Here is a 13,275-nt window from a genome sequence, read left to right as displayed (position 1 = left end):
GCGGATGTTAATCCGATCTCACAAGACCGGTCAATGCGCGACCGGGTGCCGCATGCCCGGGGACGTTCGGGGCATAAGTGCACCGGATCATTGAAATGCCGTCTAGTGTGATATGTCCCTATTTGTCGGGGTGGGAGGCGTCAGTAATGCGGAACCGCCGGACCGTACTTTTCGGCACTTTCACCGCGGCCCTGCTCATCGCCGCCGGCTGCAGCTCGGGCGGCGGCGCGGGTGGCGGTCCGGGCGCGCCCGCCAAGTCGCAGGAGCCGGGCCCGGTGGCCAAGCTGGCGATCACCCCGGCGGACGGCACGAAGAAGGTGGCCCCGGACGCCGGGGTCGCCGTCAAGGCCACCGACGGCAAGCTCACCAAGCTGACCGTCGCCGACGCCAAGGGGCGCGAGGTCCGCGGGACCCTGGGCGCGGACGGCACGTGGCACCCCAGGTGGCCGTTGCGGCCCTCGACGGCGTACACGGTCAACGCGCAGGCGACCGGCACGGACGGCAAGCCTGTCGCGGCGCGGGCCACGTTCACCACGCTCAAGCCGAAGCGGGCGCTGGAGAGCGGCATGGCGCCGCTGGACGGCGAGAAGGTCGGCGTCGGCATGCCCGTACAGCTCCTGCTCTCGCGGCCCGTGACCACCCAGGACGCCCGGGCCGCAGTCGAGAAGTCGCTCGTGGTGCGGATGTCCAAGCCGGTCGAGGGCGCGTGGAGCTGGGTGAGCGACCGCGAGGTCCAGTTCAGGCCGCGCGAGTACTGGCCGGTGGGCGAGAAGGTCACGGTGGTCGCGCACCTGGCGGGCCTGCGGGCGGGGCAGGACGTGTGGGGCACCAAGGACCGCAGCCTGACGTTCACCGTCGGCGACGAGCACATCACCGAGGTCAGCAACAAGACGCACCAGGCCGTCGTGCGGGAGAACGGCGAGGTCGTCAAGACCATCCCGGTCAGCCTGGGCAAGCCCGGGGACGACAGCTGGTCCGGCACCATGATCGCCCAGGAGAAGGCCGCGTCGACCCTCATGGACTCGGCCACCATCGGCAAGCCGGGCGAATATCGCATCACCACCAGGTGGAACGTCCGGATGACCTACAGCGGCACGTTCTTCCACGCCGCGCCCTGGTCGACCGGCGCGCAGGGCAGCCGCAACGTCAGCCACGGCTGCGTGAACGCCAGCCCGGCCAACGCCAAATGGTTCTACCAGTTCACCCAGCGCGGGGACATCATCAAGGTCACGGGGACCTCGCGGAAACTGCGGTTCGGCAACGGCCCGACGCCGTGGGCGAAGTCGTGGGACGACTGGCTGGCGGGCAGCGCCCTGGGCAAATCGATCAACGGATAGACATCGCCCTGGTTCACCCGGTTATGGCGCCATCCGGGCCGGGCATGGTCTCCGTCGAACTGCGTACTCACCCCCCGGGGACGCAGACTGGAGGGGTCATCGCCGTCGACGGAAGGACGTCGTGATACTGCGTGCCAAATGACGGAATCGGACGGGGGATGGCCCGGCTTCCGGCCGTGGCCCTGTGGCTGCTGGTGTGGCTGTTGAACGTCTACGAGTTCCTGCTGGCGATCTAGGTGCCCGTCCCGGGGACCACCAGGCCGGACTCGTACGCGACGACGACCAGCTGAGCTCTGTCGCGCACGCCGAGCTTGGTCATCGACCTGCTCACGTGGGTCTTGGCGGTGGCGCCGCTGATCACCAGATGCCCGGCGATCTCCTCGTTGGACATGCCCCTGGCCACCAGCGTCACGATCTCGCGCTCGCGGTCGGTCAGCCGTTCGAGGCCGGGCGCGGGAGTGGGACGGGGCGGGGTGCTGACGTACTCCTCGATCAGGCGGCGGGTCACCGAGGGCGACAGGAGCGCGTCGCCGCGCGCGGCCACCCGCACCGACTGCAGCAGGTCGCCGGGCTCGATGTCCTTGAGCAGGAAGCCGCTGGCCCCGGCCCGGAGCGCGGCGAAGACATACTCGTCGAGCGCGTAGTTCGTGAGGATCACCACGCGGACGCCGTCGAGGTCGGGGGCGGCGCCGATCCTGCGGGTGGCCTGGATGCCGTCGAGCCGCGGCATGCGCACGTCGAGCAGCGCCACGTCCGGGAGCAGGCGCCGGGCCAGCTCCACGGCCTGCGCGCCGTCGGCCGCCTCGCCGACCACGATGATGTCGTCGGTGAGCTCCAGCAGCGCCCGGAAACCCGCGCGGATCAACGGCTGGTCGTCCGCCAGCAGGACCCTGATCACGTCGGGCCCCGCACCGCCGTCCGCCGTCATGCCCGGCCCCGCACCGCCGTCCGCCGTCACGCCGGCACCCGGACGGGCAGCTCGGCGCGGACCGCGAAGCCGCCTTCGCGGGGGCCCGCGGTGAGCGAGCCGCCGATGGCGACCGCGCGCTCGCGCATCCCGATCAACCCCATCCCCGGCCCGGCGGTGCCCGCCTCGCCGTCGTTCTCCACCCGCAGCACGATCTTCGACGGATCGTATTCGACCGCCAGCGTGACCGCGGCGGCGCCCGCGTGGCGCAGCACGTTGGTCAGCGCCTCCTGGGCGATGCGGTACGCGGCCCGGTCCACCTCGGGCGGCAGCGCGTACGGCGTGCCGGCCACGGTGTGCGCCACCCGCAGCCCGGCGCCCTCGGCCCTGGACACCAGGCGCGGCAGCCTGGACAGCCCCGCCTCCTCCGGCTCGGTCTGGCGCAGCACGCCCAGCGTGGCCCGCAGCTCGCTCATCGCCTCGTGCCCCGACTCCTTGATCGCGGCCAGCGCGTCCCTGACCCGCGCCGGGTCGCGCTCCAGCAGCTGCATGGCCACCGCCACCTGGACGTTGACCACGGAGATGCTGTGAGTGAGCGAGTCGTGCAGCTCCTGCGCGATCCACAGCCGCTCCTCGCCGGCCCGGCGCAGCGCCGCCTCCTCGCGGGTGCGCTCGGCCTCCTCCGCCCGCTGCTCCACGGCCCGCAGGCACGCGCGGCGGTACCTGACCATCTCGCCGACCACCACCATGGCCACCAGCCAGCCGCTCAGCAGCCCCATCCAGCTCCCCGGAGGCGGATCGTCCTCGGCGATCGCCATGAGCCCGTACACCCCCGTGGCCTGCGCCAGCGACAGCCAGATCGCCGCCTTGCGCCGGCCGAGCACGGCCAGCGTGTAGACCGAGGCCAGCGCGGGCGCGGAGGCGAACACGCCCGGGTAGTGCAGCGCGTAGTAGACGACCCCGGTGGCCGCCGCGACCAGGCCCGCGGCCAGCGGCGCGGTGCGCCGGAAGGCCAGCGTCAGCGACGCGACCACGATCAGCGTCAGGCCGGCCGGGTCGAGGGGGCGCTCCATCGGGCCGGTCCACGAGAGGTGCGCGTACGTGCCTCCCGTGATCGCGACCAGCGCGCCCGCCGCGACGAGCGCGTCCGTTCCGCGGCTGTCCATGCTCACAAGGTAGGCGACCCGGCCGGGGCCGGTCGTCGGCCTCAGGTCGTATGTTCGCGGCCCAGGTGCAGGCTCGCTGTCATCCCACAGTCGTACGTTTCCGGCCCGGTACGGGCGGCGTACTCCACGGGGCGTACGCCGGGAAGCCCTCCCACGTGGGACGCGGCTCCAGGGGGCCTGCCTGGAGCATTCCGTGCATGACCGCATCTCCCTCCGCCCCGCCCGGCTGGATCGTCTGGTCGCTGCGGGTGCTCGCCACCGCGCACCTGGCCGGGGTGCTCGGGCAGGCCGCGCTGGCCGGGCTGTTCGTCACCGGCGACGTCGACCTGCTGGCCTGGCACCAGAACAACGCCGGGTTCACGCACGGCCTGCTCTACCTGCAGCTCGTCGCCGCCGTCCTGCTGTGGCGGCCGGGACGGGGGCCGGGCTCGCCCGCGCTGGCCAGTCTGGGGCTGGTGGCGCTGGAGACGGCGCAGGTGGCGCTGGGGCAGTCGCGGGTGCTGGCGCTGCACTTCCCGATCGGCATGGCGATCTTCGGGCTGTCGGCCGTCTTCACCGTCTGGACCTGGCGCGCCCATCGCCGCCGCGGCGCCGGCGCGCAGCTCTCGCGCGGCGCTCGCGCGAACGGCCCGGACGCCGCATGAGCGCCCTGACCAGGCGGGGATTCCTCGGGGTGCTGGGCGGGGCCGGGCTGGCCGCCGCCGGGTGCGCCGAGCTCTCGGGCGAGCTGCTGCGCAGCCGGCTGACCCTGCCCCGGCCGTTCACCGTGCCGCTGCCGATCCCCGAGGTCGCCCGCCCGGTACGTCCCGGCCGCTACGAGGTGACGCAGCGGGCCGCCCGGGTCGAGATCGTCCCCGGCACGACCACCGAGATCTGGGGCTACGGCGGGACCTTCCCCGGACCCACGTTCGACCTGCGGCGCGGCAGCCGCGTCACGGTCGGCGTGCGCAACGAGCTGGGCGTGCCCACCTCCACCCACCTGCACGGCGGCGTCACCCCGCCCGGCTCCGACGGCTACCCGACCGACCTCGTGACGCCCGGGGGCGGCGCGAAGGACTACGACTACCCGCTGGAGCAGCGGGCCGCCACGCTCTGGTACCACGACCACCGGATGGACTTCACGGGGCCGCAGGTGTGGCGGGGACTGGCCGGGATGGCGCTGGTCCGCGACGAGGAGGAGGACGCGCTGCCGCTGCCGAAGGGGGAGCGGGAGCTGCCACTGATGATCTGCGACCGGGCGTTCGACGAGGACGGCTCCTTCCGCTACCCGAGCCCGCCCGGCGGCGGGCACATGGGCATGGGGGGCCACGCGCACGCCGCGGTCGACGGCGACTACATGGAGGGCGTCGAGGGGGACGTGATCCTCGTCAACGGGGCGCCCTGGCCGGTGGCCGAGGTGACGGCCACCCGCTACCGGCTGCGGCTGCTGAACGCCTCGAACGCCCGCCGCTACCGGCTCCGGCTCGCGCCGGGCGGCCGGTTCACGCAGATCGGGAGCGACTCCGGCCTGCTGGCCGCGCCCGTCGCGCACGACGAGCTCCCGATGGCGCCGGGCGAGCGCTACGACGTGGTGGTGGACTTCTCCGCCTACCCCGTCGGCAGCGCGGTCACCCTCGTCAACACCCTCGCCGGCGGCCCCGCCAGGAACGTCATGCGGTTCGTCGTCGCCCGCCGGGCCGCCGACGACAGCGCCGTACCGGCCGTCCTGTCCCGCCCGCCCGGACGCGTGGCGCCCGTGACCACCCGCAGGTTCGACTTCCGCAGATCGGAGCGGGCCTGGACGATCAACGGCCACCCCTACCGGCCCGGCGTCCCGCTGGCCCGGCCCCGGCTCGGCACCGCCGAGGTCTGGCGCCTGTCCAGCGACTTCCACCACCCCGTGCACGTCCACCTGGCCCACTTCCTGGTGCTGGCCAGGAACGGCCGGGCCCCCGCCGCCGCGGACGCGGGGTGGAAGGACACCGTGGACGTGCGCCCGTACGAGGTGGTGGACGTGCTGGCCCGCTTCGAGGGCTACCGCGGCCGGTACATGCTCCACTGCCACAACCTGGAGCACGAGGACATGGCGATGATGGCCGACTTCGAGGTGATCTGACCCGCGACGACCCGGCCCGGCAGGGTAGGGAAGACTCTCATGGGACTCGTCTGATGAGAATGAGGAGCAGGCATGCACATCGTACGGTTCGTCAGCCCCCTGACCGACGCGCCCGCGGTCGGCGTCGACGATGGCGAGCAGGTGGTGGAGCCGGCCGGCGTCACCACCGTGGCCGAGTTGCTGCGGCTCCCGGTCGAGGGGCTGCGCGAGCGGCTGGCGGGTGCTGACGGGCCGGGCCACCCGTCCGCGTCCGTGCGGCGGCTGGCGCCGGTGGACGGGCTGATGGAGGTCTGGGCGGCGGGCGTGACGTACCGGCGCTCGCGCGAGGCGCGGGTGCTGGAGAGCGAGCGCGCCGCCGACGTGTACGAGCTGGTCTACGACGCCGAGCGCCCCGAGCTGTTCTTCAAGTCGGTGGCCTGGAAGGTCTCGGGCGACGGCGGGCGGATCTCGGTGCGGTCGGACTCGGAGATCGACGTGCCGGAGCCGGAGCTCGGCCTGGTGCTGAACGCGGCCGGTGAGATCGCCGGCTACACGGTGGTCGACGACGTGAGCTCGCGCACCATCGAGGGCGTCAACCCGCTGTACCTGCCGCAGGCCAAGATCTACCTGGGCGCGTGCGCGGTGGGCCCCGCGATCAGGCCCGTGTGGGAGGTGTCCGACCCGTACGCGCTGGACATCACGCTCACGATCGCCCGGGGCGGCGAGACGGTGTGGGACGGCAAGGCGTCCACGTCGGGCCTGCACCGTCGCCTCGACGAGCTGGCGGGCTACCTGTTCCGCGCCGACTCCTTCCCTGACGGCGCCGTCCTGGCCACCGGCACCAGCCTGGTGCCCGACCTGCCGTTCACGCTGCAGGACGGCGACGTGGTGACGATCGGCATCGCCGAGGTCGGCATCCTGACGACCACCGTGGTCAGGGGCCTGGAGCCCATGCGCCGCCCGTGATGAGCCCCCGGGCGGGCACGGCACGACCGCGCCCGCCCGCCCGCTAGTCGCGCTCCGGCACGGCCAGCTCGCCGAGCAGGGACCAGTCGTCCTGCGGGACGGTGGCGTTCACGATGCGCGGCGTCTCGGCGAGGAAGGCCGGCAGCGTCTGCTGGGCCTGCTTGAAGTGGGCCGACTGGACGTGCGCCGCCCCGGCCTCGCCGTCGCGGAACGCCTCCACCAGGACGTACTCGGCCGGGTCCGCGACGCTGCGCGACCAGTCGAACCACAGGCAACCCGGCTCGGCCCTGGTCGCCTCGGTGAACTCGGCGGCGATCTCCGGCCAGCGGTCGGCGTGCTCGGCCAGGATGCGGAACTTGGCGGTAATAAAGATCATCGGGCTGGCTCCTTCGGCTCCGTGTGGATCAACCCTATCGAGAGGGCGTTGACAGGCATTCATGTATTACCTACCGTTTGAATAGGAAAGGAATACATGTGAAGCGGCTCAAGGGCATCGCCCCCCTCGTCCTCGTCGTCTCCCTGACCGCCTGCGGCTCGCAGCAGCCCGGCCGGCAAGCCCAGGAGACCTCCCTGACCTGGGCCATCGAGACCCAGCCACTCACCTTGAACCCCCAGCTATGGGGTCAGAACAAGGTCAGGCTGCTCGTGTTCAACCAGTTCGACGCGCTGCTGTCGCGCCAGCGGGACGGCACGTTCCAGCCCTGGCTGGCCAGGTCGTGGAAGGTGTCGGACGACGGTCTGACCTACACCCTGGAACTGCGCGACGACGTGACGTTCCACGACGGCACGAAGTTCGACGCGGCGGCAGTCAAGGCGAACCTGGAGCAGTTCCTGGTGCCCGGCTACAACCCCGCCGTCGCCACCATCCAGCTCAAGTCCTTCGCCAAGGCCGAGGTGAAGTCGCCGACCACGGTCGAGATCACGCTGAAGGAGCCGGACGCGCTCTTCCTCGACTTCCTCGCCTCGCCCCTCGCGGGGCAGGTCTCGCCGAAGTCGCTGAAGGCGGCCAAGGACCTCAAGTTCGGCGGGCCCGACCTGGTCGGCACCGGGCCGTTCATCCTGGAGTCGTACGTGCGGGGCCAGGAGATCCGCTACCGGCGCAACCCGGACTACAAGTGGCCGCCCGCCGGGGCCGGGCACCAGGGGCCGGCCCACCTCTCGCGGATCACGTACCGGTTCCTGCCGGAGGCGGCGGTGCGCGTCGGCGCGCTCACCTCGGGGCAGGTGCAGGTCATCGAGGGCGTCCCGGCCACTGACGCCGCCATGATCAAGCAGGACCCAGGTCTGACATACCAGACCGCGCTCAACTCGGGCACCTCCTTCTCCTACTACTTCAACACCGCCCACGCCCCCTTCGACGACCAGCGCGTACGGGAGGCGTTCCGGGAGGCCGTGGACGTGGACGCGGTGCTGAAGTCCGTCTACCAGGGCACCGCCACCAGGGCGTGGAGCGTCGTCACCAAGGGCGGGCCGTTCTACGACGCCTCGCTGGAGGGCGCCTTCGGCGGGAACGCGGCCAAGGCCAACGCCCTGCTCGACGCGGCCGGCTGGAAGCAGCGCGACGCCCAGGGCTACCGGGTCAAGGACGGCAAGCGGCTCACCGTGCGCTCCGTCGCCGCCGCGCCGTTCGTCCGCGACCGCCGCGACATCCTCGCCCAGGCCATCCAGGCGCAGGTCAAGCAGAGCGCCGGGATCGACTTCCAGGTCAGGATCGTGGACCAGGGCACGGCGCAGCAGGCCTACACCGGAGGACAGTACGAGATCTTCGAGAACTCCCGCGGCGACGCCGACGCGGGCGCCGCGCTCAACCTGATCCTGCCGCGCAAGGGGCCGATCAACCGCACCGGCTTCTCGGATCCCGGCGTGGAGAAGTGGCTGGGCGCGGCCGCGGCCTCCGCCTCCCTGGACGAGCGCGAGAAGCTGTACGCCAAGGTGCAGCAGGCCGTGGTGAAGGACAAGGCGATCGTGTTCCCGATCTACGTGCCCGCCGACCAGATCGCGGCGCGGAAGAGCGTGCAGGGCCTGGGCTTCGAGGCCGGCTCCGGCACGCCGCGCGGCGCGTACGACGTCCGGATCGGCACGTGACCGTCTGGGTGAGGGGCGTCGTCAGGCGCCTGCTCGCCGCTCTCGCGGTGCTGTGGGCGGCGGCCACCGCCTCGTACGCCGCGCTGCTGCTCGCACCGGGCGACACCATCGACATCCTGGTCGGCGACGGCGCCGACACCCCCGAGATCCGGGCGCGGATCGTCGCCGAATGGGGGCTCGACCGGCCGGAGATCGTCCAGTACCTGAGCTACCTGTGGCGGCTGCTCCACGGCGACCTCGGCCGCTCGTACCAGCTCCAACTCGGCGTCGGCGACATCCTCTCCAGCCAGCTGGGCTCGACCTCGCAACTCACGCTGGCGGCCGCCGGAGTCGGTGTGTCGCTCGCCGGGGTGATCGCCGTCGCGACCGCGGGGCGGGGCCGGTGGCTGCGCGGCGCGGCCTCGGCGGCCGAGCTGGTCTCGGTGTCGGTGCCGCCGTTCCTGATCGGGCTGGTGCTGCTGGCGGTGTTCTCGTTCACGCTCGGGTGGTTCCCCGTGTCGGGCGCGTCGGGGCCGCAGGCGCTCGTGCTGCCCGCGCTCGCGCTGGGGCTGCCGATCGCGGGCGTGCTCGGGCAGGTGCTGCGCGGCGGCCTGGAACGGGCGCTGGAGCAGCCGTTCGCCGTCACGGCCAGGGCCCGCGGGCTGAGCGAATCACGGCTGGTGGCCAGGCACGCGCTCCGGCACGCGCTGATCCCCGCCGTGACGCTGGCCGGCTGGTTCACCGGCACGCTGCTCGGCGGGACCGTCATCACCGAGGTGCTCTTCGGCCGGCCGGGGCTCGGGCAGGTGGCGATGCAGGCCGTCACGGGCCGGGACATGCCGGTGGTGATGGCCGTCGTCCTGCTGTCGGCCATCGTGTACGTGACCGTCAGCACCCTCCTCGACCTGGCCTACCGCGCCATCGACCCCCGGATCGGAGGCCGGCCGTGACCTTTCCGCGCTCGTCGCTCGCGCCCGCGGCGTTCCTCGTCCTGCTGGCGGTGGCGGTGGCCGCCCCCTGGCTGCTGACCGGCGTGGACCCGCTGGCGGCCGACCCGGTGAGCGCGCTCGCGCCGCCCGGCGGCACGCACTGGTTCGGCAGCGACCACCTCGGCCGCGACGTGCTGTCCAGGGTGGTGTACGGGGCCCGCCACTCGATCGGCATCGGGGTCACCGCGACCGCCCTGGCGGTGGCCGCCGGGGTGCTGCTCGGCCTGGCCGCCGGGCTGTCGCCGAAGTGGCTGGACGAGGCGCTGGCCAGGTCGTTCGACGTGCTGTCCACCCTGCCGGAGCTGCTGCTCGCCCTGCTCGTCATCGCGATCACCGGGCCTGGCACGGGCAACGTCATCTTCGCCATCGCGGTCGCCCAGATCCCCAACTACGCCCGCGTCGTCCGCGCCCAGACCTTCGTGGTGCGCCACGCCGGATACGTGGAGCAGGCCGTCACGTTCGGCCGCTCCAGGGCCGCGATCACGGCCGGGCACGTGCTGCCGAACGTGCTCGGGCCGATCCCCGTCCTGGCCACCATCGGGCTCGGCCAGGCCGTCATCGCCGCCTCCGGGCTCAGCTTCCTCGGCATGGGCCCGCAGCCCCCGGCCGCCGAATGGGGCGCGATGCTCTCCGAGGCCCGCAACTACCTGCGGGTCGCCTGGTGGGAGGCGCTGTTCCCGGGCGTCGCGATCACGCTGACCGTGGTCAGCCTCACCGTCGTCGGCCGCCGTCTGCAGCGCCGCTTCGAGGGGAGAACCCCATGACGACCTATGCTTCCCCGCCGACGACCGCCACCCTCGTCGCCGTGGAGGACCTGCGCGTGAGCTTCGGCGGGACCGAGGTCGTGCGCGGCGTCTCCTTGTCGCTCGCCCCGGGCGAGTGCGTGGCCGTCGTCGGCGAGTCCGGATCGGGCAAGAGCGTCACGGCCCGCACGCTGCTCGGCCTGGCCGGGCCGGGCGCCACCGTGCGGGCGTCCGCGTTCAGCGTCGGCGGCCGGGACGCGCTCGGCTTCGGACCGGCCCAGTGGCGCCGGCTGCGCGGCCGGTTCGCCGGGCTGGTGCTGCAGGACGCGCTGGTCTCCCTCGACCCGCTGCGGACCGTCGGAGCCGAGATCGGCGAGGTGCTGGCCGTGCACGACGTCGTCCCGCGGGCCCGGCGCCGCGAAAGGACGCTCGAACTGCTCGACGCGGTCGGCGTGCCCGATCCGCCGCTGCGCGTCGGGCAGCACCCGCACCAGCTCTCCGGCGGGCTGCGGCAGCGGGTGCTGATCGCCTCGGCGGTCGCGGCCGGGCCCGAGCTGATCATCGCCGACGAGCCGACCACCGCGCTCGACGTCACCGTGCAGGCCCAGATCCTGCGCCTGCTGGCCGAACGCCGGGCGGCCGGCTGCGCGCTGCTGCTGATCAGTCACGACCTGGCGGTCGTCGCCTCGATCGCCGACCGCGTCCTCGTCATGAAGGAGGGCCGCGTGGTCGAGGAGGGGCCCACCGCGAGCGTGCTGTCGGCGCCTTCGCACGACTACACCCGCTCGCTGCTGGCCGCCGTCCCGTCGGCCGCCTCCCGCGGCACCCGCCTCTCGGCCGCGCAAGCGGGCTTGCCGGCGCCCCGGCGCACCCCGAACCCGTCGGCGCAGGTGCTCGCCGGCACCGGGCTGTCCAGGTCGTACGGGCCGCGCCGGGTGGTCGACGACGTCTCGTTCACCCTGTGCGAGGGAGAGACGCTCGGCGTCGTCGGCGAGTCGGGCTCGGGCAAGACCACCCTGGCCCGGCTGGCCCTCGGCCTGCTCGAACCCGACGCGGGCCGGGTCGCCCTGCACGGCCGCGAGTGGAGCCGCGTGCCCGAGCGCAGGCGCCGCCCGCTCCGCCGCAGGATCCAGCTCATCTCCCAGAACCCGCTCGACTCCTTCGACCCCCGCCACACCGTCGGCCGCCTGGTCGCCGAGCCGCTCGACCTGCCCAGGGCCGAGCGCCGGGCGCGGGTGCTCGACCTGCTCGAACGCGTCGGCCTGCCGCCCGGCGTGGCCGGCCGCCACCCGCGGGAGCTGTCGGGCGGTCAGCGGCAGCGCGTCGCCATCGCCAGGGCCCTCGGCCCCCGCCCCGACGTGCTGGTCTGCGACGAGCCGGTGTCCGCGCTCGACGTCTCGATCCAGGCCCAGGTGCTGGACCTGCTCGCCGAGATCCAGGCCGAGTACGGTACTGCCATGCTGTTCATCAGCCATGACCTCGGCGTGGTGCACCACGTCAGCGACCGGGTCCTGGTCATGAAGGACGGCCGGGTGGTCGAGGAGGGCGACGTGACGGAGGTGTTCACCCGGCCCCGGCACCCGTACACGCGGGAACTCGTCGCGGCGGCTCCCCGGCTTTCCTGAATTTCCTACCAAATGTGTGGGATAATGGACAGGTGAGTCTGGACAGGATCCGCGCGTCGAGCGCCCGAGCCGATTCCCCGCTGACCGCCGCCATCCTGACGGGGAGGTGGATCAGGTCGGCCGCGGCCGACGACGAGCGCGGGAGGCGCTGGCTGGCCAATCCCGATCCGCACGGCGGGTCGGCGGTTACCTCCGAGCCCTGGTCCCTCTACTCGGGGGCCGCCGGGGTCGTGCTGTTCTTCCTGGAGCTGGCCGCGGCCACCGGCCATGAGGCGTACCTGGAGGACGCCCGGCAGGGGGCCCGCAGGCTCGCCGCCACCTGGCGCGAACAGGACGACCTCTCCCTCTATCACGGGCTGACCGGCACGATGGTCGCGCTCATGGAGGCGGGCTGGGTGCTCGGCGAGGGCGCGTTCGAGGCCGAGGCCGCCGCCATCGCCGACCTGATCGTCCGCCGGGGCCGGGAGTCGGCGGAGGGCGTCGGGTGGTCGCGGGATCCCGCGCAGCGCGGCGAGGGCGGCGTCATCCTCGGGCTGCTGCGCGCCGCCGCCCACCTCGGGGTGCCCGCGTACGAGGAGGCGGCCGTCGAGGCGGGCCTGCGGATCGCCCGGCTGCCCGTCCCGGGGCACCGCTTCGGCGACTGCGCCGACCTGCCCCTGGACGCCGTCACGCCCGGCTTCCTCGCCGGCACGGCCGGGACGGCGTTCCTGCTGGCCCGCCTGTACGGCGTGACCGGCGACGAGCGCTTCCTGTTCGCCGCGCGCAGCGGAGCGGCCTTCGTCCGCGAGATCAGCGTCGTGACCGGCGGCTGCGCGGTCGTGCCGCACCACGTGCCGCACGCCAGGGAGCTGCACTACCTGGGCTTCTGCTCCGGCTCCGCGGGCGTGGCCAGGATGTTCTACGAGCTGTACCGGGTGGGGGGCGACCCCGGCGACCTGGAATGGGTGGAGCGGCTGGCCCGCGGCATCGTCAAGAGCGGCGTGCCGCGCCGCCGTACCGAGGGCTACTGGAACGTGGCCTGCCAGTGCTGCGGCACGGCCGGCCTCGTCGAGTTCTTCGTGGGGCTGTGGGCGGCGACGGGGGAGGAGTCCCACCTGGAGTACGCCCGCGGGCTCGCCACCGACCTGATCGGCCGGGCCACCGACCACGACGGGCGCGGCTACCGCTGGTACCAGGCGTACCGGCGGCTGCGGCCCGGAGAGGTGACGGCCGACACCGGCTACATGGTGGGCGCGGCCGGCATCGGCGCCGCCCTCCTCCACCTCGACGCCGCAGGTCAGGCCGACCGTCCGCGCCGCGTCATCCTGCTGCCCGACAACCCGTTCCCCGCGATCCCGTTGCCGGCTTCCGCGCTCCGTTGACAGCGATACCCAGTTTTCCTACTGTTTAACTGGGTATTGACCA

The 13,275-nt window shown here is 73.1% G+C and carries 12 protein-coding genes; 9 read left to right on the top strand and 3 right to left on the bottom strand.

Features of this window, described 5'->3' with window-relative positions:
• Positions 1 to 146: 146 nt before the first annotated feature.
• Positions 147 to 1,337 carry an Ig-like domain-containing protein gene (locus tag ACIBQ1_RS05400; protein ID WP_397274757.1) on the top strand — a complete coding sequence of 397 codons (1,191 nt, stop codon included), beginning with the start codon at positions 147 to 149 and terminating at the stop codon, positions 1,335 to 1,337.
• A gap of 232 nt (positions 1,338 to 1,569) precedes the next feature.
• Here ACIBQ1_RS05400 and ACIBQ1_RS05395 read toward each other — a convergent pair whose 3' ends face one another.
• Both ACIBQ1_RS05395 and ACIBQ1_RS05390 read right to left on the bottom strand, forming a co-directional pair.
• On the bottom strand, positions 1,570 to 2,235 hold the full coding sequence (locus ACIBQ1_RS05395) for a response regulator (protein ID WP_397275533.1): 666 nt from the start codon (positions 2,233 to 2,235) through the stop codon (positions 1,570 to 1,572).
• A gap of 56 nt (positions 2,236 to 2,291) precedes the next feature.
• A complete protein-coding gene (locus ACIBQ1_RS05390) occupies positions 2,292 to 3,410 on the bottom strand; it encodes a sensor histidine kinase (protein ID WP_397274756.1) in 1,119 nt (372 codons plus the stop codon).
• A gap of 197 nt (positions 3,411 to 3,607) precedes the next feature.
• On the opposite strand from ACIBQ1_RS05390, the gene ACIBQ1_RS05385 reads away from it, so the two are divergent.
• The 3 genes from ACIBQ1_RS05385 (at position 3,608) to ACIBQ1_RS05375 (ending at position 6,450) form a co-directional block, all read left to right on the top strand.
• On the top strand, positions 3,608 to 4,054 hold the full coding sequence (locus ACIBQ1_RS05385; RefSeq protein WP_397274755.1) for a hypothetical protein: 447 nt from the start codon (positions 3,608 to 3,610) through the stop codon (positions 4,052 to 4,054).
• Positions 4,051 to 5,505 carry a multicopper oxidase family protein gene (locus ACIBQ1_RS05380; protein WP_397274754.1) on the top strand — a complete coding sequence of 485 codons (1,455 nt, stop codon included), beginning with the start codon at positions 4,051 to 4,053 and terminating at the stop codon, positions 5,503 to 5,505. Before ACIBQ1_RS05385 ends, ACIBQ1_RS05380 begins: the two co-directional genes overlap by 4 nt.
• Before the next feature lie 72 nt (positions 5,506 to 5,577).
• Complete coding sequence (locus tag ACIBQ1_RS05375; RefSeq protein WP_397274753.1) at positions 5,578 to 6,450, top strand: fumarylacetoacetate hydrolase family protein; 873 nt, start codon at positions 5,578 to 5,580, stop codon at positions 6,448 to 6,450.
• A gap of 43 nt (positions 6,451 to 6,493) precedes the next feature.
• Here the strand turns inward: ACIBQ1_RS05375 and ACIBQ1_RS05370 are convergent, their stop codons facing one another.
• Positions 6,494 to 6,826: a putative quinol monooxygenase gene (locus ACIBQ1_RS05370; RefSeq protein WP_397274752.1), complete on the bottom strand. Its 333-nt coding sequence runs from the start codon at positions 6,824 to 6,826 to the stop codon at positions 6,494 to 6,496.
• A gap of 98 nt (positions 6,827 to 6,924) precedes the next feature.
• Here ACIBQ1_RS05370 and ACIBQ1_RS05365 point away from each other — a divergent pair, with 98 nt between their 5' ends.
• Genes ACIBQ1_RS05365 through ACIBQ1_RS05345 form a run of 5 tightly spaced genes read left to right on the top strand, consistent with a single transcriptional unit; the run spans position 6,925 to position 13,232 of the window.
• Entirely contained in the window at positions 6,925 to 8,535 is a 1,611-nt protein-coding gene (locus ACIBQ1_RS05365; protein ID WP_397274751.1) for an ABC transporter substrate-binding protein, read from the top strand.
• Entirely contained in the window at positions 8,532 to 9,464 is a 933-nt protein-coding gene (locus ACIBQ1_RS05360; protein ID WP_397274750.1) for an ABC transporter permease, read from the top strand. The genes ACIBQ1_RS05365 and ACIBQ1_RS05360 overlap by 4 nt, the downstream gene beginning before the upstream one ends.
• Positions 9,461 to 10,267, top strand: coding sequence for an ABC transporter permease (locus ACIBQ1_RS05355; RefSeq protein WP_397274749.1), 807 nt, complete (start codon positions 9,461 to 9,463; stop codon positions 10,265 to 10,267). Before ACIBQ1_RS05360 ends, ACIBQ1_RS05355 begins: the two co-directional genes overlap by 4 nt.
• Complete coding sequence (locus ACIBQ1_RS05350) at positions 10,264 to 11,871, top strand: dipeptide ABC transporter ATP-binding protein (RefSeq protein WP_397274748.1); 1,608 nt, start codon at positions 10,264 to 10,266, stop codon at positions 11,869 to 11,871. Before ACIBQ1_RS05355 ends, ACIBQ1_RS05350 begins: the two co-directional genes overlap by 4 nt.
• Positions 11,872 to 11,903: 32 nt before the next feature.
• Positions 11,904 to 13,232: a lanthionine synthetase LanC family protein gene (locus ACIBQ1_RS05345; RefSeq protein ID WP_397274747.1), complete on the top strand. Its 1,329-nt coding sequence runs from the start codon at positions 11,904 to 11,906 to the stop codon at positions 13,230 to 13,232.
• Positions 13,233 to 13,275: the final 43 nt, after the last annotated feature.

The organism is Nonomuraea sp. NPDC050153 (assembly GCF_044460125.1).
Lineage (GTDB): Bacteria > Actinomycetota > Actinomycetes > Streptosporangiales > Streptosporangiaceae > Nonomuraea.
This window is presented reverse-complemented; position numbering and strand designations above follow the sequence as displayed.